This window comes from Spongiibacter tropicus DSM 19543 (genome assembly GCF_000420325.1).
GTDB lineage: Bacteria > Pseudomonadota > Gammaproteobacteria > Pseudomonadales > Spongiibacteraceae > Spongiibacter > Spongiibacter tropicus.
Map to the genome: position 1 here is coordinate 2,154,583 of NZ_ATUS01000001.1, position 21,558 is coordinate 2,176,140.

The 21,558-nt window shown below is 53.1% G+C and carries 16 protein-coding genes; 11 read left to right on the top strand and 5 right to left on the bottom strand.

All coding sequences use genetic code 11. The features are described 5' to 3' along the window. Positions 1-4: 4 nt before the first annotated feature. Positions 5-2,917 carry a bifunctional [glutamate--ammonia ligase]-adenylyl-L-tyrosine phosphorylase/[glutamate--ammonia-ligase] adenylyltransferase gene (glnE, locus tag G411_RS0110115; protein ID WP_022959085.1) on the top strand — a complete coding sequence of 971 codons (2,913 nt, stop codon included), beginning with the start codon at positions 5-7 and terminating at the stop codon, positions 2,915-2,917. 25 nt (positions 2,918-2,942) lie between these two features. Further along, positions 2,943-3,869, top strand: a complete 927-nt coding sequence (locus G411_RS0110120; RefSeq protein WP_022959086.1) for a branched-chain amino acid transaminase — start codon at positions 2,943-2,945, stop codon at positions 3,867-3,869. 130 nt (positions 3,870-3,999) lie between these two features. Here G411_RS0110120 and G411_RS0110125 read toward each other — a convergent pair whose 3' ends face one another. Then, entirely contained in the window at positions 4,000-4,446 is a 447-nt protein-coding gene (locus tag G411_RS0110125; RefSeq protein WP_157581208.1) for a hypothetical protein, read from the bottom strand. Positions 4,447-4,654: 208 nt separating this feature from the next. Here G411_RS0110125 and G411_RS0110130 point away from each other — a divergent pair, with 208 nt between their 5' ends. The 6 genes from G411_RS0110130 (at position 4,655) to ggt (ending at position 10,540) form a co-directional block, all read left to right on the top strand. Continuing rightward, on the top strand, positions 4,655-5,974 hold the full coding sequence (locus G411_RS0110130) for a glycosyltransferase family 4 protein (protein ID WP_022959088.1): 1,320 nt from the start codon (positions 4,655-4,657) through the stop codon (positions 5,972-5,974). Continuing rightward, the gene (locus G411_RS0110135; protein WP_022959089.1) at positions 5,961-6,674 is read left to right on the top strand and encodes a class I SAM-dependent methyltransferase; all 714 of its coding nucleotides are present in this window, start codon (positions 5,961-5,963) and stop codon (positions 6,672-6,674) included. The genes G411_RS0110130 and G411_RS0110135 overlap by 14 nt, the downstream gene beginning before the upstream one ends. Continuing rightward, entirely contained in the window at positions 6,671-7,762 is a 1,092-nt protein-coding gene (locus G411_RS0110140; RefSeq protein WP_022959090.1) for a prenyltransferase/squalene oxidase repeat-containing protein, read from the top strand. The genes G411_RS0110135 and G411_RS0110140 overlap by 4 nt, the downstream gene beginning before the upstream one ends. 116 nt (positions 7,763-7,878) lie before the next feature. Further along, a complete protein-coding gene (coaD, locus tag G411_RS0110145; RefSeq protein ID WP_022959091.1) occupies positions 7,879-8,361 on the top strand; it encodes a pantetheine-phosphate adenylyltransferase in 483 nt (160 codons plus the stop codon). Positions 8,362-8,366: 5 nt separating this feature from the next. Beyond that, positions 8,367-8,618, top strand: a complete 252-nt coding sequence (locus G411_RS0110150) for a YfhL family 4Fe-4S dicluster ferredoxin (RefSeq protein ID WP_022959092.1) — start codon at positions 8,367-8,369, stop codon at positions 8,616-8,618. 188 nt (positions 8,619-8,806) lie between these two features. Continuing rightward, positions 8,807-10,540, top strand: coding sequence for a gamma-glutamyltransferase (ggt, locus tag G411_RS0110155; RefSeq protein ID WP_022959093.1), 1,734 nt, complete (start codon positions 8,807-8,809; stop codon positions 10,538-10,540). Positions 10,541-10,702: 162 nt separating this feature from the next. Here ggt and mutM read toward each other — a convergent pair whose 3' ends face one another. From mutM to G411_RS20050, 4 genes are all read right to left on the bottom strand, one after another. Further along, on the bottom strand, positions 10,703-11,518 hold the full coding sequence (gene mutM, locus G411_RS0110160; RefSeq protein ID WP_022959094.1) for a bifunctional DNA-formamidopyrimidine glycosylase/DNA-(apurinic or apyrimidinic site) lyase: 816 nt from the start codon (positions 11,516-11,518) through the stop codon (positions 10,703-10,705). Between the two features lie 115 nt (positions 11,519-11,633). After that, positions 11,634-13,892, bottom strand: a complete 2,259-nt coding sequence (locus G411_RS0110165) for a polysaccharide biosynthesis tyrosine autokinase (RefSeq protein ID WP_022959095.1) — start codon at positions 13,890-13,892, stop codon at positions 11,634-11,636. A 71-nt stretch (positions 13,893-13,963) separates the two neighbouring features. Then, positions 13,964-15,100, bottom strand: a complete 1,137-nt coding sequence (locus G411_RS0110170; protein ID WP_037508473.1) for a polysaccharide export protein — start codon at positions 15,098-15,100, stop codon at positions 13,964-13,966. Positions 15,101-15,157: 57 nt separating this feature from the next. After that, positions 15,158-16,648, bottom strand: coding sequence for a capsule assembly Wzi family protein (locus G411_RS20050; RefSeq protein WP_022959097.1), 1,491 nt, complete (start codon positions 16,646-16,648; stop codon positions 15,158-15,160). Positions 16,649-17,541: 893 nt separating this feature from the next. On the opposite strand from G411_RS20050, the gene G411_RS0110180 reads away from it, so the two are divergent. The 3 genes from G411_RS0110180 to G411_RS0110190 all read left to right on the top strand — a co-directional run bounded on the left by G411_RS0110180 (position 17,542) and on the right by G411_RS0110190 (position 21,558). Beyond that, positions 17,542-18,993: an undecaprenyl-phosphate glucose phosphotransferase gene (locus tag G411_RS0110180; protein WP_051151269.1), complete on the top strand. Its 1,452-nt coding sequence runs from the start codon at positions 17,542-17,544 to the stop codon at positions 18,991-18,993. A gap of 155 nt (positions 18,994-19,148) precedes the next feature. Then, positions 19,149-20,294, top strand: a complete 1,146-nt coding sequence (locus G411_RS0110185) for a glycosyltransferase family 4 protein (protein ID WP_022959099.1) — start codon at positions 19,149-19,151, stop codon at positions 20,292-20,294. Beyond that, on the top strand, positions 20,284-21,558 hold the full coding sequence (locus G411_RS0110190) for a polysaccharide pyruvyl transferase family protein (RefSeq protein ID WP_084495406.1): 1,275 nt from the start codon (positions 20,284-20,286) through the stop codon (positions 21,556-21,558). Before G411_RS0110185 ends, G411_RS0110190 begins: the two co-directional genes overlap by 11 nt.

The following is a 21,558-nucleotide window of genomic DNA, read 5'->3' on the forward strand; positions in this document are numbered from 1 at the left end:
TCCCATGAGCGCAAGCGAACTGAATATTCAACACGAGGAACTGCCCCCGCTGCTGGCTGAGGGGCTGGATCTGCGCTGGCAGACACTGCTGGAGCGCTGTGACGAGGAGCAGGCGCTGTGGTACCGCGACTTCGCCCAGTCATCGGCGCGCGCACATCTGCTCACCGTGCTGGCGGGCAGCCCGATTTTTCTCGATTACTGTCAGCGTTATCCCAGCCTGTTACCCGCCTTGCAGCAGAACGGTGAACTCGATGCAGAACTGAGCGCCGGACAATTCCGCGCCGCCTTGGCCGCCGACTGTGCTGCCTGTGAAAATCGCGATCAGCTGGCCGCCTGTCTGCGCCGCTTCCGTCATCGTCACTGGTTGCGTATTGTCTGGCGCGACCTCAGTCGACTCGCCTCCATGCAACAGACGGTGGCAGAACTGTCGGCGCTGGCCGACGCCTGTGTTCAGGAGGCGCTGGCGTTTCTGCATCGCGAACTCTGCGAGGAGTGGGGGGAGCCCCATTCCCACGATGGTGTGCCGCAGCAGTTGCTGGTTATTGCCATGGGCAAGCTGGGGGCTGGCGAGCTGAACCTGTCGTCAGATATTGATCTGGTGTTCAGCTATCCCGAAGCGGGCGAGACCGTGGGTGGTCCGCGCAGCGTCGACAATCAGCAGTTTTTTATCCGGCTGGGTCAGCGCTTGATTAAGGCCTTGGATGCCCGCACCGCGGACGGTTTTGTATTTCGGGTGGACATGCGTCTGCGGCCTTACGGTCAGAGTGGGCCGCTGGTCGTCAGCTTTGATGCGCTGGAAGAGTACTACCAGGATCAGGGGCGCGACTGGGAGCGCTACGCGCTGATCAAGGCGCGCTGCATCGCCGGTGATCTGGCCTCGGGCGAGGTGCTGATGAAAACCCTGCGACCCTTTGTCTACCGTCGCTACCTCGACTTTTCCGCCATCGATTCATTGCGCGATATGAAAGCGATGATTCAGCGGGAAGTGGCGCGTCGCAATCTGAACGACAACATCAAACTGGGTGCGGGCGGCATTCGCGAAATCGAATTCATCGCCCAGTGCTTTCAGTTGATTCGCGGCGGCCAGGAAGACGCGCTGCAACAGCGGCCGCTTCAGGTCATTCTCAATGAGCTGCGCGACATGGAATTGCTGCCGGCGCCGGTGGTGCAGGAGCTGCAAGAGGCCTATGTGTTTCTGCGCAACACCGAGCACGCCATTCAGGCCTGGCGAGACGAACAGACGCAGCAACTGCCTGACTCCGCATTTCCGCAGGCGGGATTGGCGCACAGTATGGGCTTTGACAGTTGGGCCGATTTTCACTCGGTGCTGAAGCAGCATCGCGAGCGGGTCAGCGAGCACTTTGCCAATGTGATTGCCGCCCCCGAGGACGAGGCGAATACCGATCACTCGGCGCTGGCGCACTGGGAGACTCTGCTGGATCAGCCCGAGCAGGACGCGTTGAGGGAAGAGTTGCAGAACGCCGGGTTCAGTGATGCCGAGGAGTTGGCCAGGCGCCTGGTTGCCCTGCTGGAAAGCAGCGCGGTTAAACGCATGGAGGGCACCGCGAGAGAACGGCTGGATGACTTCCTGCCGCGTCTGCTCGAGCAGGCACAGGACGCCGAAGACGGCGGGCGCGCGGTTATCCGCTTGATCCCGCTGATTGAGTCAGTGCTGCGGCGCACGGCTTATCTTGTGCTTTTGATGGAGAATCCCGCAGCCCTGCAGCGCCTTGTGACCCTCTGTGATGCCAGTCCCTGGGTGTCGCGGCAGCTAGCTTCGCACCCGGCGTTGCTGGACGAGCTGTTGGACGGCCACAACTTGTTCAATGTGCCGGATAAGGAGGGGCTGCGCAGTGAATTGCGTCAGCGCCTGTTGCGCATTGCACAGGATGATCTGGAAAGCCAGATGGATGCACTGCGCTACTTCCGTCTGGCCCATGTATTGAAGGTTGCCGCCTCGGAAATTGGCGGTACCTTGCCGCTGATGAAAGTCAGTGACTACCTCACCTATATTGCCGAAGTCGTATTGGAGGCGGTGCTGGATATCGCCTGGCAGAATATGGTGGAAAAACACGGCAGTCCGGCAGTGGATGATCCGCGCCACCACTTTGTCATTCTGGGTTATGGCAAGATGGGGGGCATTGAACTGGGCTATGGGTCCGACCTCGATCTGGTCTTTCTGCACGACGTGCCCGGCGGGGCGGTCACCGACGGTGAGCGGCCCTTGGACGGCAATATTTTCTTTACTCGCCTCGGCCAGCGCATCATCCATATCCTGACGGCGCTGACTCGTCTCGGGTCATTGTACGAAGTGGATATGCGTCTGCGACCATCCGGTAATTCCGGTCTATTGGTCAGCAGCTTCACCGCGTTTGCCGAGTACCAGAATGCCCAAGCCTGGACTTGGGAGCACCAGGCACTGGTCAGGGCGAGAGTTGTGGCGGGTGATGCCGTGCTGGCTGCCAATTTCGACGCGCTGCGGGCCGAGGTGTTGGGGCGTGAGCGTGACCCCGATGCGCTGCGCGAAGATGTACTGAACATGCGCGATAAAATGCGTAAACATCTGCTGCCTGGCGGTGGTGAAAAAAACCGCGAATTTGATGTCAAACAGGGGCTGGGAGGTATCGTTGATATCGAATTTATGGTGCAATATGCCGTCTTAGCTTGGTCGCATCAGCACCCGCCACTGCACACCTATACCGACAATATTCGGATCCTGGAATCCCTTCAACAAGAAGGCCTGATTTCCGAGGCTGATGCCAGAGCCTTGATCGAGGCTTATATCGCTTTTCGCAGCCAGTCGCACCGGGCCAGTCTGCAGGAGCAGAAGGGACAACTCAGTGGTGAGGTCCTCGTAGAGGAGCGCGCGGCTGTGCGCCGGATCTGGACGCAGATCTTCGGTGAGCAAAGCGCATAACAGCAATTTTCAGGAGTAGATGACAATGTCCATGGCCGACCGCGATGGTCTAATCTGGTTTGACGGCGAAATGGTTCCCTGGCGCGATGCTCGCGTCCACGTTCTTACCCACACACTGCACTATGGCATGGGCGTCTTTGAAGGCGTGCGTGCTTACAAAACCGCTGATCGCGGCACCTGTATTTTCCGCCTGAACGAGCACACTGATCGCTTGTTCCGTTCTGCCCATATCATGAATATGGCGATGCCCTTCGACAAAGATGTGATCAACGAAGCCCAGCGTCAGGTCGTACGGGACAATAATCTCGACGAAGCCTACCTGCGCCCGATGGTCTTCCTCGGCTCCGAGGGCATGGGGCTGCGCGCCGACAATCTGCGCACTCACGTGATTGTGGCCGCCTGGGATTGGCCGAGTTACATGAGCCCGGAAGCCCGAGATAAAGGCATCAAGGTGCGTTGCAGCTCGTATACCCGCCACCACGTCAATATCTCCATGTGTAAGGCCAAGGCTAACGGCCACTACATCAACTCGATGCTGGCACTGCGTGAAGCCCTGGACAGTGGCTGCGAAGAAGCCCTGCTGCTGGACAACGAAGGCTACGTGGCTGAAGGCAGTGGCGAGAACATCTTTATCGTTCGCGATGGCAAGCTGTTCACCCCCGAGCTGACCAGTTGTCTCGATGGCATCACCCGCAATACCATTTTCGCCTTCTGTCAGGAGCTGGGACTGGAGCTGCACGAGAAGCGTATTACCCGTGATGAAGTCTATGTCGCGGACGAGGCCTTCTTCACTGGCACCGCCGCAGAGGTTCTGCCGATCCGCGAACTGGATGGCCGCAAAATCGGCAGTGGCGTGCGTGGTCCCATCACCACCGAACTGCAAAGCCGCTACTTCGATCAGGTAAAAGGTCGCCGGGAGCAATTCCCAGAGTGGCTGACGCCCGTCGCCTAAGATACCAGCGGGGCAATTGAGCCCCGTGTTCCTGTCACCCCGGCCCCCGAGTCGGGGTCCAATTCCCCGATACTTCAAGCAGGTATGACGCGTTCTTCAGTGTGCGGTGGCTCTGGATGCTGGCTCCGGCTTACTTGCTCGCTTCCTGTCTCGGTTCATAGCGGCACTCTCCGCGGATCATTAACTCGCCCAGCAGCGCATACTCGTCCAATGTCATGTAGCCATTGGGGCAGTAGTCGTTCAGTCGAGGATCGTCGTTCAGCAATCGATGCGCCTGTTTGAGCAGAGCCCGATCATCCTGCTTACGTGGCTGGGGAGCGCTGTTGCCATCAGGGGTGCGGTGAATAGCGCGGGCAGGGGGCAGCGCAACACGCAATGTGTATTCAAACAGTCGCAGACCACCGCCCCGTTCCAGCGGCGTAAAGGCTCCCTGAGCGGGAGGTTTGCGGTCGGGCCCGCCACTGCAGGCCGCCAGCAGAGCGAGCCAAGCCACAACGACAAAGCGTAAAGAGTAGCGAGAAAAGTTGCGCATTACCGGAATATCCACCCAAGATGTCTGCATTTTGCAGTGTAACATGACAAAGTCTTAATCCCCCCAAGGGGGGCGGTTCGGTGGATTTATCCACAAGCGATGGTTAGAATCCCATCACTTAATGTGGCAATACATGTCCCGCAAATCGGCGGTGGCGCCATGGCCCACGTCTTCACTGGCCGGGGTGCCGGGGGTGCTGCGGAATCGGCGCCGGGCAAGCCAGATACAATCCTAACAAACAGCGATAACGGCTATGTCATCAGATCCGACAGTACTGGCCCGGGATGCCGCGGCAACCGGTACCGCCCAAGTTATTCCTATCGATGAAGCACGGCCTCATCGCCGCTTGCACATCTGCCTTTTGGGGTACCGCAGTGCGCCCTTTGGCGGTGGTCAGGGCATTTATCTGAAGTATCTCAGCAAGGCGCTGGTGGAGGCGGGGCATCAGGTCGATGTCATTTCAGGCCAGCCCTATCCGCACCTCGACCCGCGGGTCAAGCTGATAAAAATGCCGGGTATGAATCTATTCGAGACCGGACTGGGCTCAATTCGCCCCCATCACCTGCGGTCGATGACCAATGTGATTGAATGGACCAGCAAACTGACCGGGGGGTTTGCGGAGCCCTATTGTTTCGGCCGCCGTGTGGTGAAATACCTCAAGCGCCACGGTCGTCACTACGACATCATTCATGACAACCAAAGCCTGAGCTTTGGCATGTTGACGCTGCAGAAGCTCGGCTTTCCGCTGATTACCACGATCCATCATCCCATCACCAGTGATCTCGATATTGCCCTTAAAGCGGCCAAGAACTGGCGTGAGCGCGTACTGATTCGCCGTTGGCACAGTTTTATAGCGATGCAGCGCCAAGTAGCCCCGCAGCTTCACCATGTGGTGACCGTGTCTGAACGCAGCCGGGAAGATATCGCCGCTGCGTTCGGGATGCAGCCTGCTGCGATTCAGTTGGTGCACTGCGGTATTGATACCGATGAGTTTCGTCCGCTGGGCAATGTGCCCAAGGTTGCCCAACGCCTGATGGCCACAGTGTCTGCTGATCAACCCCTGAAGGGTATGCGTTATTTACTGGAAGCGATGGCGGAAATCTTGCCGCGCTACCCGGATCTGCAATTGCTGATGGTGGGCAATATCCGCGAGGGCAGTGAGGTCGATCAGCTTATTTCGCGGCTCAAGCTGCGCGAACACATTGTGACCGTGTCAGGTATCAGTACCGAGCAGCTGGTACATTTTTACAACGAAGCGGAAGTGGCGGTGGTGCCCTCGGTGTATGAAGGCTTCGGCCTGCCCGCAGGCGAGGCCATGGCTTGTGGCACCGCGCTGGTGTCGACCGATGGTGGCGCATTGCCCGAGGTTACCGGCGACGCAGCGCTTCAGGTGCCGGTGCGCGACAGTGCATCGATGGCAAAAGCGATTGATACCTTGCTGGCCGATGCCGATTTGCGCCGTCGCTACGAGCTGGCGGGACGCCAGCGCATGGAAGATATTTTCTGCTGGCAGCGTGCTGCCGGTCAGATGCTGGATTATTACGAGCAGGTATTACGCAGTGAAAACGGTTGATTTCAAACATTTCCAACTCAAGCCGGGCGATCGCCTGCTCGATCTCGGCTGTGGCGAAGGTCGCCATGTTATCGCTGCCTATGTGGAGGGAGAGATTACCTCTGTCGGTGTCGACCTCTGCCTGAAGGATTTGCAGACGGCCAAAGAGCGTGCTGCCGATTTCGTGGACGGGGATGACAGCCACCGAGCCTTCGGTCTGGCCAATGCCAACGCCCTGCAACTGCCCTTTGCGGATAACAGTTTCGACAAGATCATTTGTTCTGAAGTACTGGAGCACATTCCCGATTATCAAGCGGTACTGGTGGAAATCGAGCGAATTCTCAAGCCTGGTGGCCTGTTCTGCGCCAGTGTCCCCCGTGCCTGGCCGGAGAAAATCTGCTGGGCACTCAGCGATGCCTACCACGAGGTCGAAGGAGGTCACCTGCGCATCTTCAAGGCCTCTGAACTGAGAAAACAGATTCAGGGGCTTGGTTTTCGCTTTTATCGTCGTCATTGGGCACATGCTTTGCATTCCCCCTACTGGTGGTTGAAATGCGCCTTCTGGGGGCAGGACAACAATCCGCTGGTGAAGAGTTATCACAAGCTGCTGGTCTGGGATCTGCTCGACCGGCCGCTGCTGACCCGCACCATCGAGCGGGGGCTCAACCCGGTAATGGGTAAATCCGTAGTGATGTACTTTCAGAAAGGGCAGGCGGCATGAGTGGACTGTTTCTCAGCAAGGGACTGTATCCCGAAGACTTTTTTCGGCCTACCGTCGAATTTCTGCTGAGAGAACAGCAGGCTGACGGCAGTATTCCCTGGTTTGATGGTGGTCATGCCGATCCCTGGGATCATGTTGAGTCCGCCATGGGGCTCAGTATTGGCGGCGAGTATCCCGCCGCAGAGCGCGCCTACTACTGGTTGCGCGACAGCCAGTTGCCCGATGGGAGCTGGTGGGCAGCGTATCGCGCGGGCGAAGTCGATAACCGCGAGCGTCGCGAGACTAACTTCGTGGCGTATATCGCCACCGGTGTTTGGCACCACTACCTGATCAGTGGCAATCGCGCTTTCCTGAAAAGCATGTGGCCCTGTGTGCAGCGCGCCATGGAGTTTGTCGTAGGCCAACAGAGCGCTCACGGCGAGATTAACTGGGCAGTGGATGCCGATGGCAAACCGATGGTGGATGCCTTGGTCACCGGCTGTGCCTCTATCTATAAAAGCCTCGAGTGCGCCTGGAATATTTCGGTCACACTGGGCGAGCCGCGAAAAGACTGGTGCAAGGCGCGTCACAAGCTGGGTGAGGCGATGCGCCACAAGCCCGAGCGCTTCGATCGTACATGGGAGAGCAAAGCCCGCTACTCCATGGATTGGTTTTATCCCGTGCTTACCGGGGTTATTCCCACCGCCAAAGCCAGTGCTCATCTACAAAAACGCTGGGGCGAGTTTGTGGAAGCCGGCATGGGTTGCCGCTGCGTGTCTGACGAGCCCTGGGTGACAGTGGCGGAATCCTGCGAGTTGACCATGGCACTGCTGGCCGCTGGCGATCACGCCCGCGCCGTAACGGTGTATAGCTGGTTACATCAGTGGCGGGAAAGCAATGGCGAGTATTGGACCGGCTATCAATTTGTTGAAGACCTGCTGTGGCCTGACGAGCGTCCCACCTGGACGGCTGCGGCGATTTTGCTTGCTGCCGATGCCTTGACTGAATACACCCCGGCTCATCATCTGTTTAAGGAAGTGCGACTGCTGCCCGACCCCTGGGAAGCGGAAAGCCGTGAGACGGAAGCCAGCGAGCGCTACCGCGGCTGAGGGGTTCCGAAAGCGGATCTGGACTCGGGGCAGATGGGAGGCAGGGCATCCCCTGTCGGTTGTTCGCTGCCAGTGAATTCGATACCATCAGCCGCCCAGTGAAGGAACGGTGACCCATGAAGCGCATTGTCTACCCCGGTACATTTGACCCTATTACCCGCGGCCATATTGATCTGGTAGAGCGTGCCAGCAAGCTCTTCGATACGGTGGTACTGGCGGTAGCCCACAGCGAGAAAAAGCAGCCACTGTTCGATCTTCAGCAGCGTATGGATCTGTGTGCAGAAGCTCTGGCTCACCTCCCCAATATCGAAGTGTGCAGCTTTACCGGCCTGACTGTGGAGCTGGCTCAGGAGCAAAACTGCCACAGTATTCTGCGCGGCGTGCGCACCGTTGCCGACTACGAATATGAGCTGCAGCTTGCCAATATGAACCGCGCGCTGGCACCGGGACTGGAAACCATCTTCCTTACCCCGGGTGAATCGCTTTCCTATGTGTCGTCGTCGTTGTTGCGTGAAATCGCCGCGATGGGCGGTGACGTGTCGCGCTTTGTGCCCGATAACGTCATGCTTGCGCTTAATACGCGCTTTGGTGGCAAGTAAACTCAATGGCCCTGTTAATCACCGACGAGTGCATTAACTGCGATGTTTGTGAGCCTGAGTGCCCAAACGACGCCATCTACATGGGCGAAGTCATTTACGAGATCGACCCCGACCGCTGCACCGAGTGTGTGGGGCATTTCGACGAACCCCAATGTCAGCAAGTCTGCCCGGTAGACTGCATTCCCCTCGATCCCAAGCACATGGAAACCGAAGAGCAACTGCTGGAAAAGTACCAGCAGTTAATTGCCAAAGGCTGAAGCCATCTATCGGAGTTTCCAAGCGTTGTGGCGGCTCAGAATCAATTCGGTCTGAGCCTGCGCGAAGACGTGAGAGCAGCGCTGTGGGTCCGAAAAACAATGAATAAGCTTCTTTCTCCTCGGTCACTTTGCCTACTACCGCGGGGCATGGCAGTCTGTGCTCCTGATTCTTCCTGCGGAGCCGACTCATGCGCCAACGCCTGTTTTTCGCACTGTTATTGATTAGCTCGTCTTTTGCTTGGGCCAGCGACCCCGTTATCGTGCCTGAAGCGGCCAGCGGTTTTTCTGAAATAAAGTCGGCGACGTTTCCCAATGCTATGGCCGTGACGGCAAACCCCTATGCCAGCGACGCGGCGGTAAACATTATGAAGCAGGGGGGCTCGGCCGTGGACGCCGCCATCGCAGCACAGTTGGTGCTGGGTTTAGTTGAACCGCAGTCCTCCGGGATTGGTGGCGGCGCCTTTATGTTGCATTGGGACAAGGCTCGTGGCGAGCTACAGTCGTGGGATGGACGGGAAACAGCGCCTGCTGCTGCCACGGAAGCGTATTTTCTGACTCCTGACGGCAAGCCGATGAACTTCTTCGATGCCGTTATCGGGGGGAAGTCTGTTGGTGTACCCGGCGTTGTTGCAATGCTGGAGGCTGCACACAAGGCGCATGGGGCGCTGCCCTGGAACAAGCTTTTTGATCCGGCTATCCGGCTTGCAGAGCAAGGCTTTATTATCTCTGAGCGGTTGCACATCCTGCTGGAGCGTATGCCCAAGGTGGCCGTCAATCCACAGATCAGCGATTACTTCTTTGTAAAGACAGAGGACGGCTGGACGCCTAAACCTCAGGGCAGTCTTCTGAAAAATCGGGCATATGCGAAGACGCTGCGTCGCCTGGCGGAGTTTGGGGCGAGGGATTTCTATCGCGGTGAATTGGCGAAGGATATCGTCAATGCGGTTCAGCAAGATCCAAACCGCAAAGGCATGATGACAATGGAGGATATGGCTGCCTACAGCCCTGTTAAACGGGCTGCGGTGTGCGCAGGTTTCAGGGAGTATGACATTTGTGGCGCGCCGCCACCTTCGTCGGGCGGCACGACGGTATTGGCGATACTCGGTATGTTGGAGGCCTACGAAGAACAGAATGGAAGACGGGCGGACTGGCAACACGGGTTTATTGAGGCGTCCAAGCTGGCGTTCGCCGACAGAAATGCTTACGTTGGTGACCCGGCGTTTGTAAGTGTGCCGGTGGCGGGGATGGTTGACCGGCGCTATCTCAACAAGCGCGCGGCACAAATCACTAATTCGACCGTTATCTCCAATGCTAAACCCGGGCTGCCTCCCGAGGCCGAGCCGCGAATCTCGGCGGCGTCACCGGAGCTGCCGTCTACCAGCCACTTCAGTATTGTCGATCCTCAAGGCAATGTGGTCAGCATGACAACGAGTATCGAAACTGCGTTTGGCTCGCGAGTCATGGCGGGTGGATTCCTGTTGAACAATCAGCTTACGGACTTTTCCTTTGCGCCACGCGATAGCAGCGGCAAGCGTATAGCTAATCGCGTGGAAGCGGGCAAGCGGCCGCGTTCGTCTATGGCGCCCACGCTGGTGATGGAAAAAGGGCAGGCCAAGCTCGCCATCGGCAGCCCTGGCGGGGCCAGGATTATTGATTACGTCGCCGCCAGTCTTTACCGCATTCTTGCACTGAATGAGCCGGTGGCGCAGGCCATCGCAGAGGGGCACATCATTGCCATGGGACATGGGGTTGAAATGGAGCAGGGGCGGGCCGATACCGCCACCGTGATGAGAATGGAAGGCAGAGGCCACAACATTGTGCTGCGAGATCAGACCAGCGGCCTCCACGTTATCCAAATTACTGATCAGGGTTTGACTGGTGGCGCTGACCCCCGGCGCGAGGGTGTTGTGCGCGGCTTTTAGTCGGGCGGGGTCGTTGGTCCTGAGCCAGTGATCGTCACTTGGTCTCCGAGTCGGGGGTCAGTACCGCTGTCCCTGAGTTTGTCGATGGGCTGCGTCAGAGCTCTGTGGTCTTGGATCCGGGGATCAAGCAAGCCCGACATGGCAGCGAGGAAGTCCCCGCGATCAACGCTGGCAGCGGCCGCAAAACACCGTGCTTCTCTGGGCCTGCCTAATCTCACGTAACGTCGACTGACATTTTAAACACGGCTCGCCGGCACGACCATATACCTGCAACTCCTGTTTGAAGTAGCCCGGTTTGCCATCTCCGCCCACAAAATCTTTCAGAGTGGTTCCGCCTTCGGCAATGGCCTTCTGGAGCACCTGTTTTACACAGGTTACCAGTCTCTCGTAGCGCACTGGACTAATTTTTCCCGCCATGCGATCAGGTCGAATTCCCGCCATAAACAGCGCTTCATTCGCATAGATATTGCCGACACCAACGACGATCCTGCCGTCCATCAGCAGGCTCTTGACCGGCATACTGCGCCCTTTTGCTCGGGCGACCAAATAATCCGCGTTGAAGTCGGATGAGAGCGGCTCGGGACCAAGGTGGCTGAGTAGCGAATGAGATGTGGTGTCGCCTTCCAGAAAAAGAACTGCACCAAAACGGCGCGGATCGGTATAGCGAAGCACCTGGCCACTATCCAGGAGAAAGTCGACATGATCGTGCTTACCCACAGGAGTATTACATGGAACAAAATACAATCGGCCGGACATGCCCAAATGCACGAGCAAATGCCCTTCATCCAGCTCTGCTAGCACATACTTTGCCCGGCGAGTAATGGATTTGACCTGCTGCCCCTTGAGCAGCGTGGGAAGGTCCGCAGGGACAGGCCAGCGCAGACTTGGCTGGCGAACCGTAACCTGTGTAAAGCGCTTGCCTTCCAGGTGTGGGCGTATGCCACGGCAAACCGTTTCGACCTCGGGTAACTCTGGCACGTGAACCTCAGGTTTAAAAAGAGGAATTCTACACTGCTCAGCTTACTAGCGAGTAGGGGGATTGTGGTTGTGGAGTGGTGCCCCGGCTCGAAGGCCGGGGCGGGAAGGCAGAGGCTTACTTGCTACCGTCCGATTTATACTCGTAGTGGTAGTAGCCATAGCCGTAACCGTAGCCATAGCCGTAACCGGATGCCCGGCGCTCGATCGCGTTCAGCACGACACCTTTCACTGGAATACCGTTTTGCTCAAAGCGCTGTTTGGTCACTTCCAGTTCTTTAACCGGGTTCAGGCCGAAGCGAGCCACCAACATTGTCACGCCACACTGACGGCCCACAATCGCGGCATCGGTCACCGCCATAATGGGTGGTGTGTCGACGATAACCAGGTCGAATTGGTCTTTCACTTCTTCCAGCAATTCCGTCAGCCCTTTGCTCATCAGCAATTCCGACGGGTTTGGTGGAATGGTTCCTCGAGACATAAACGAAAGCTCGCCAACCCGAGTCGGTCGGATAGCATCCGCAACACTCACACGCTTGGCAAGCACATCGCTGACGCCGCCCTCGGGCTCTTCGCCGAACATTTTATGCAAGTAGCCTTTGCGAAGGTCCATGTCTATCAGGAGCACTTTCTGTCCGGCTTGGGCCACTACCGCAGCAAGATTCCCCGAGATAAACGACTTACCCACGTTGGGGCTGGGGCCTGAAATCATCATGATATTGTTGTCAGCTTCCAGCATGGCAAAGTGCAAGCTGGTGCGCAGATTGCGCAGGCTTTCGATCGCAATATCGGTGGGGTTTTTCTGAGCCAGCAAATCGTGGGGGTGCTGATTTTTTTGCTTTTTCCTGATAGATGCACGCCGGCGCCCTACACCATCCAATTTCCGCTGCTCATCTGAGAGTGGCACGCTAGTGTAAACTGGCAAGCCAATGGCTTCTATATCATCAGGGTTGGTTACTCCTCGGTTTAACGCCGCTCGGACTAAGACTAGTGCGACTGATAGAAATCCTCCGAGAAGCGTCGCGATAACGGCTATTAACGCTTTTTTAGGCTTAACAGGTTCCTCAACGTTTACGGCAGCCTCATCCACGATGCGAACATTGCCTACAGTGCCTGCTCGAAGGATGTCAAGCTCCTGAATACTGTTCAGCATCTGTGTATATATCTGTGTGCCAACCTCCAAGTCCCTCTTTAATCCCAGTAATTCTTGCTGTGTTTCCGGGAGATTCTTGGTCCGCTCATTCAATTCTTCTTTCCGCTTCGACAGCTCGGTCATTTGCTCTCGCCAAGCGAGATATGTCGGGTGATCGTTAGTGTACTTTCTATCTAGCTCCGCTTGTTTTAGCTGTAGTTCCGCTATTTTTGTTTCCAGGCCAACAACCTGCTCAAGAAGCGCATTGGCTTCTGATGTAATATTTACCGAACCAACTTTAACCTGATATTCATTGAATTTTCGTTCGGCATTTTCTAAATCTTTTTTTATGCCAGGCAGTTGTTCACGTAAAAACTCTAAGCTTTTCGAGGCTTCAGCAGACTGACGCTCAACATTTTGGCGGAGATAGTTTTGAGCAATAACATTTAGTACGTTTTCTGCATGACTCGGAGTGTCATCCTCCAATGAAAGGGCGATAATTCCGGAATCTTTGCCTCGCTCTGAAGCGTCGAGATCTCTCTGGAGTTTGATAATGGCGCTTAGTCTGCTCTTCCGGGCTATATTAAAGGTAGCTCCTGAGTGCGCTATAAGTTTGCTGACAAATAAGTTGTAGCCCTTGGAGGACGCCTGTTCACCCACTTTTCCGTACAAGATCAGCTCATTATTTGGGTTATATAATGAAAACCCTTTTTCCCCGTCGCTTACTAAAGTATGTGCTTTACCAAACTCGGAGCGGGGTGGGGTGAATTCGCTGACAGATATCCTTTCTCCGCCCCAAGAGTAGCTGTTTAGGCCAAATAGCGGGGGGGCGAGCTCACCTTCTGTGCCCTTAAACTTCCGTGCAATGGCTTTACCAAACACCGGGAGGTAGTTCGGCTCGACTGAAATATCGAGGTGCAGTTTATCTACGGCGCCCCCAAGAACTTTTCGGCTTTTTATCAGTTCTATTTCAGTTCCAGATGCCGACTCCCCTCCAAGCATCTCACCTATTTCACTTATACCAGGCAGGCTGGAGCTCTTTTTTTCCACTTGGACCATTGCATCGGCCCGGTAGATCGGTGTTGATAGCATGGCATAGCTAACACCCAGACAAGCAAACAAAAAAGTAATGCTTACAATCAGTACCTTTGCATCCCATAGCGAACCAAATAGTGCAAGTAAGTCGATTTCGCCTTCAATTTGCGTACTTTTTTGTTGAGAGGTGTTGATGTTTTGGTTGCTCATAATAACTTCCAAGGAATGCAAATTGGAGCACGAGTTCTGTGCTCCCTATAACTTTGTCTAAATAAAAAAGTTTAATTGTTGTTTTGTATGTCACCGATCCGATCTGTTGCAACAATACTTGGTAGCAGCTGGCTAAGGAAGCGGTTCCAGCGTGTAATCGGCGCCGGAGAGACATATACAATATCCCTAGGTGTCAGAGCGAACTTGTCGGCTAACATAAAGCCGACCGCTGAAGCAGCATTTAAATGGTAGATAGTGGCTGTATAAATAGGGTTGTTATTCTCGTCACGACTTATGCCGGTATTGCGTAAAACGTAGATTCCGCGCCCATCGGCCTTGGATTCATTAATTCCATTCGCGCTTGCCAGAGCTTCTGCCAAAGTGGTCCCCGTTCGAGACATTGGTAGACCTTGGGGGCGATTAACCTCGCCTAATACAAAAATTTTATCAGCATCATTGCGCGGGACATGGATTTGATCCCCATGTTGTAGAAGTATGTTTTCACTCCAGGCACCTTGCTCGTAAAGTGAGCGTAAGGATATGTTTCGGGTATGCCCATTTCTAGTTAGCCTTACGTCACCCCAGGCTGCATCTTCATCGAGCCCCCCGCGTTGATCTATCGCATCGACGAGGGTTAGAGGCACATTGGTTACAGGAGCAATGCCTGGCTGCTTTACGGCACCGCTTACATATACTCGTTGGCTTTTAAATGACGCAACTCGCACGTCTACTTGAGGTCGTTTTATCACTGAAGAAAGCCTTTCAGTAACTAAATCCTTTACCTCAGATGTAGTAAGACCTAAAACATATAATGTGCCGGCATATGGATAGAATACAGAGCCGTCAGCTTTAACTTCATTCCCGCTCTCTTCTGCGCCCCTGAATGAGCCAGAAGGGATGGTCAATTCTGGATGCTCCCAGACAGTAATGGTTAGAATATCGCCTAAACCTATTTTATAGTGATAACTGGATATGGCGGCTTCTAGCTCGGCATTGCTCAATGGTTGTTTCTGAGCTTGCTGATTGAGGTGCGCCAGTACCGTAGCATTTATCGGAATATACTGAATATCAGTCTCTGCTGGGGTGTACTCTTCGGGAGTGTCATCAAACCACACGGAGTTCATGCGGTTCATATTGCTGCCTGGCACGACAGTACAGCCTGCTGTGGCGGCCACCAGTACACAGGCTGCCAGCTTCCTTACATCCATAGTTCACCCATTAGTTTAGTTGTTGCAACGACGAGCTGTCCGCTAATCCCTGTACGCTTACCAGCGGTAACTGGCTTCGATGAAGGCAGTTTCTATGCCATGGTCGTAATTATAAAGTTGAAGTCCGTCATCAATATTTAAGTAGCCCACTTTGGCGCGAAGCGTGCCAAAGCGTTGCTCGTAACTCAATTCGAGGCTGTTTCCTTCTCCGGCACTCCGCCCGGCGGGGGCGCGGCCACTGCCATCAATGTTCAGTGCCACATCCGAATACCGCAGTGAAATCATGCCCTGATTCGGCACTATCCAATCAATGCCCAAGGTATCCAGCTCGCTGTCGTTGTCGATGCTGGCACCCAACGCGCGCCCTTTGTAGCGATAGCCGCTTTTATAAATAGCATGCTCGTATACGTAATTAGGACGCTCATCTCCAATCAGGGCGCCTGCGGTTGTTTGAGTACGCTCCAGAAACCAGTGGATGCGGTGCTTTTGGACAGCAAGCAGACCATTCAGGCCGACGACATGGGTCAGGCGAGACGGCTGTGCGCCACTCTCGTCTTCACCAATGTGCTGAATGTACACGCCCTGATTACCCCAGGGAGTGGCCCATAGCATTTTGACATCGAAGCCTGCCAACTGGTTACCCGGCTCGTTTTCCTGAGTGAGGCCACCGTCGCCCCGGTTATCATTACCGAGCATTAAGTCCTTAAAATTCGAAAAAGATTCCGGACGACCCTCTCCGCCCCACTGAGCGGTACGGCTTGCAGCAATTTCCAGCCACTGTGTCGGTTTCACAGCAACACGCATTCCCAGTAGCTTGGTTTCCGGCACGGCGCGGTCGCCTTCCATTTGTCCGGCGAAGGCTTGTAGCTGCCATGGGCCTAGCCAGTTCAGCCAGGCACTCTCAAATTCATGGGCACGGTTGCGTTGCAAGGCGATGCCGGGAACAGGGCGAGCATTATTAGACAGCAACAGGCTGCTTTGCCAGCCTGCGCCCCACCAGCGATCGATTGCTCCAACACTCACGCCCCAATTACCAAACGCTTTTGCCAGATAGCTGCCATCCAGTCGGCGATGCTCTCTTGGGGCGTCGGGAAAGTCATAACTAATGCGGAGCTGCCCGGCCCAGCCCGAGCTGACAAACTCGCTGGACACCGCCGCATATTCCGGCGCGTTGTTGTGATTGCCAAACCCGGTAAGAAAGCGGCGTTCCTGCTTACTGCTTGCCATTTCTACTTTCGCCGAGAGCGGCTGGCGCTCTTCCTCGAAACGGGCCAGAAGCGCGTCGACAGCCTGGCGTTCCGAGTCGCTCAACTGTTGTGCCTGGGCGCGGCGCAAATCGGGAAGGATCGCCCCCCACATTAATGGCCACTGGGTTGTTGGGGTCGTGAGCACACCGCTGGCCGAAAGCAGTTCAATATGGTGGCGAAGTACCAACTCATCCGGGCCGATCCAGGGCTTGGCAAATGCCTGCTGGTGCAGCAGTGCTGCCGCCAGTAGTGATGTGCCGAAGCGAAACCAGCGGATAAGCCGCCCTTGGCCGTGTCTCATTGCTCAGGTGTCCATTTTTGTGATGCGCGGCGCGCTGTCGGGTTGATAGTGGTGCGGCTGTAGATGATACGCGCCCACAAATTGGCAGGACAAGGATCATGCCAAGTAACTGTGACAATGTCACGACATTGGGTGCGTTGTCCGTCACACCCAGGCCTTCCTTGTTCTATGCAGTCTCGGTCCTTTGGTCAGAATTAGATATCCCGATGTCAGGCTCTGGCGCACCTTCAAACGTGAATAAAGCAAATAGGTGTCACCATCACCGCGCTCTCCCTGTTACCCTGCCCTCCGAGCCGAGATCCGATATTGCTACTCAAACCGGGACGCTAAGCAAAGATATTCCCGGGTCGTTTGCGTGGGGCAATGCTATAAAAAGTGGCGCGCCCTGCAAAAAACCAATGGGAAGAATCTTGTTCTTAGCGCTGTCATCTTCTTTGTTTAAGTAGACGCCCTAAAAACTCGCCTATACTTTAACGCCGTCGTAGTAATTGCCATGTAGGCTCCGCGCCTTAGAGTAGAGAGCATGTGAGTTATCTGATTGAAGAACGACCCGGAGCGGCCTCGTCGTGCACTTGGCTGGCGCAAAATGTGCATTGCTTCACAGGTGGCGCACGTTGTTGGCGCAAAAACTGCACTTGACTGGTTGTGCTGTGTCGCACTTGCGCGGCTCAACTTGTCACAATGTCACTCGATAGCAATGCTGGCTTGGTTTCCGCACCGTTGTGGAGCAAAATAGCGGCCCTCGAGTTTGCCTGCTCTGGCTTAGGTCGAAGCAGGTCACCGTGTATGGGGGGTGTGGACGAGCCCCCCTCAGGAGGATACTGCGGGTCTTTGGGCCGCCTGCCTTATAACGATGCAAAGACTTGTTTAACCGCATTAGCGAGGGAATAGCTGTGAATACCAAATCTGCTCACTCATCGGCAGTGCCGCAGGGGGGCTTTATACGCCAACATCATTCCATGCTGGTGGCACTTCATCAGCTCACAGACGTTATGCTCACATGGGGCCTACTTGCCCTGTTTGTGGGCATAGGCGGGCAGCAATGGAGTGTTAGCTACCAAATGGCGGCATTTCTCAGCTCAATCCTCTATCACATCCTTGCCAATAAAAATGGGCTGTATCTGTCTTGGCGGGGGCAGTCGCTATTTACCGAGGTGAGAACGGTAACCAGCACTTGGATGCTGGTTATAGGATCCCTGCTGACGGTAGTTTTTCTTTTTGATCTTGAAAATGACTACGGTGGTGGCGTAATGATTGCTTGGGCGCTAGCTGTGCCACTAACCATCAGTTTGTACCGGGTTAGCGCTAGAATGGTGTTGCGTGAATTTCGCCGGGCGGGAGTAAATACTCGCCGAGTGGCGATTGTAGGTGCCAAAGAACCGGGTATTACCTTGGCTAAAAACATCATAAGCAGCGCATGGATGGGGATGGATATTAGTGGCTTTTACGACAACCGTGTGAGTGTGGGTAGCCATCCATTAACTGGTGAAGGCAAAGAAGCAAGCAAGTTGCAGGTTGTTGGTGACATCGAGTTACTTAAAAAAGAAGCAAGGTCGGGGGCATTTGACGACATCTACATAGCACTTCCTATGCGAGAAGAGGACACTATAAAAGAACTGGTTGAAGCGTTGTCCAACAGTTCGTGTTGTGTGCATATCGTACCTGATGTCTTCACTTTCAAGATGCTAAATGCTCGGAGTCGTGAAATTGGCGGCCTGCCAGTTGTAAGTGTTTACGATACGCCCTTTGATTCTTTTGATTCTGCCGTAAAGCGCATTGAGGATGTGGTGCTTAGCTCAATTATATTATGCTTGATAGCAGTGCCGATGCTAATCATTGCTGCAGCAGTAAAATTCACCTCTGCAGGTCCTATTATCTTTAAGCAGCGCCGCTATGGGATTAACGGTGAGCAAATAGAGGTCTGGAAGTTCCGTAGTATGACTACATGTGATAATGGTGATGTTGTCAAGCAGGCTACTAAGAATGACGCTCGGATTACAAAAGTTGGTTCATTTATTCGTAGAACATCGTTAGACGAACTTCCACAATTTATTAATGTCCTGCAAGGCTCCATGAGTATTGTTGGGCCCCGACCCCATGCAGTCGCACATAACGAGCTATACCGTGACAAGATAAATGGCTATATGCAGCGACACCTAGTTAAACCTGGCATTACCGGATGGGCCCAGATCAATGGCTGGCGCGGTGAAACAGACACCCTTGAGAAAATGGAAAAAAGAGTAGAGTTCGACTTGGAGTATATTAAAAACTGGTCTGTTATTATGGATATAAAGATTATTGTGTTAACTGCTTTTAGAGGTTTTAGAGGTTCCTCGGCATACTAACCAATATCCAGTTCGCTAAGTAACTGACGTTCTCAAAGAACCTGTCCCACCTTGTAAAAAGTGATGTAAATACTGATCACTCCGTTTTTAATCGTAAATCAAATTAAATAAAGTCTGCTGGCTGTAAGCAGTCAGCTGTAAACTATAGGCGAGTAATGAAAAAAAAATTGCTATTTATCGCGTGGGACTTTGACTTTTCAAAGTCTGCGGCTTTGGTGGGCGGGATGGTCAAAAACCCCTATTACCTTTACAAGGGTATAGGTGACAAATTTGATAAGTCATTTCTAACGACAAGTAAAAATAAAGATTTTTTTCGAGGGAAGGAAAAAGAGAGGGTAAACACAAATTATCTTGCAGCTCTTCCAAAATACTTTTTACGCTGCCTGATAATATCCATGAAGGTTAGAAAAGAAAAAGATCTTGATATTATTCATGTGCACACGCCTGCTCTTGCCCCAATCTTTTTTAAGAAAAAGCACACACCCATGGTAATAACGGCCCATGGAACCCATTGGCCGGAGTTTAAAGCCAATCATAAAATTAAAGGCTTTAAAAGCCTTGTTATATATATAAATGCCTACCTGCAGTTTTCGCTTGAAAAAAAGATATACAAAATGGCTGATAAAGTTATATCGGTAAGCGACTTCCAAGTTAAAGAGTTAGTGGAAGACTATGGTGTTCCAGAGTCAAAAATTGCGGTCATACAAAATGGCATTGACTTCGATACTTATCGAAAGCCTGACCCGGCTAGCGAACGGAATACTGACGTACTTTTTGTCGGAAGGCCGGTGCCTAAAAAAGGAATAGACATTCTTCTTAACGCCATAGACATAGTAAACGCACAGATAGGGAGCCCTCTTAAAAGTGATTGGGTGTTCGGGCAAGGCTGGGTGAGCGAGCCCAACGTCACAAAAAACTACGAAACAAAAATAAAAGCGTTGGGCGGGGAGATTCACAACCATGTTCCAGAGGAAGATCTGCCTTCCTTTTATGCAAATTCAAAAATTATTGTCGTTCCAAGTTTGGGTTACGAGTCTTTGCCCACTGTGTTGATGGAAGGATTAGCCTCAGGTGTTGTGCCTCTTGCGTCTAAAAGCTTCGGGAATGTGGAGCTGCTTCCTGATGAGCTGCTGTTTAAAGAGGGAAATGTTGAGGAGTTAGCTAATAAAATAGGTGACGTTGTTAGAAATCAGGAAAATTATAAAAAAATGGCGGATCAAGTGAATTTGGAAAAGTATAGCTTGAAGTATTGCGTTGAAGCGCATGAAGAGCTGTATTTGAGGGTGTGTAATGAAAAATAAGGCTTTAATTGTCGACTATTGGTCTGATTACAATCGTGGCGACGCTATGATGCAAGTGGCCATCTTGCAGTTAGTTGATCAGTGGCCGTCGGTCGTTGCTTTAGACTCGGGTATTAATGAGTACAAAGAATTCTCTAAGCAGCTAGATGAAAGTAAAGCTATTGGGCCAATAGAATTTACCCCTTCTCCAAAATTAAGCTTATATTTTAGGAAGTCAGGAAAGTTATCAAATTTAGCAAACAAACTGATTATGGTTGCCAATGTCCTAGTTTTTCACTTTATTATGCTGATGTGGAAGCTAAGAATAAAATTTCTGATTCCAAATGGCGCGAGAAAGCTGTTAGGCGAAATAAGTGCTTCTGAAGTCATTATATGGAATGGTAGAAATTTCAGAGGAAATAAAAAACTTTTTGAGTTTTTTGAGTTTTTTGATCTGTGCACTTGTGCTATTGCCTCAATCTATATGAAGAAAAAGGTATACGCCTTGGGTGTATCTGTATGGGAGCCTAAAAGCGTAGCTGGATCATGGTTGTTGAGAAAGATCTTCTCTAGGTGCGAGCGTGTGTATGCACGGGAGGATGTGTCACTACAGCTTCTTGAAAAAAATATAATGTCTGGAAGTAAAGAAAAGCTAAAATATCTGCCAGACTTGTCGTTCTTTTATATGAAAAAAAATATAGCGGAAGAATCAGATCTGCGTGACAGCTCTATTTTTACGATAGGAGTGGTTCCGAAAGATCCGGTGAAGCGAAATGGAATCTCGCTAGATAATTATTCAAAATTTGTATCGAACCTAGCTGCTGAAGTTGCAGGAAGTATAGGTAATGGTCGCAAGGTGAGATTTAAGTTCATCAATCAAGCTGTTTTAGAAAATGAGCCTAATGATGAGGCGATTGAGCTGATCGGGAAAAAATTGTCTAGTTTGGGTGAGGTCATTGGGCCGAAAAGCAACCCCTCCTTGGAAGACCTCTCTATTGCATACCGTGAATGTGATTTTGTGATTTCCTCCAGAATGCACGGTTGCATACTTTCTTCCTACTTGGGGAGGCCTTTCATAGGGATACCCTATGATAGGGGAGCTAAATGGGGGATTCTGGAAAGGTTGGGTGATTGCGTACTCTTGCCGATGGAGGAGATAGAGAAAAAGCAACATCCGACCTCTCAACTGATAGAAAAGAGCCTTAGATACGCGCCCCGGGCAGAGATGGATCGTGAGGCAGACGAGATAGTTTCTATCGTTAACGGCATAACTGGAAAGGATTAA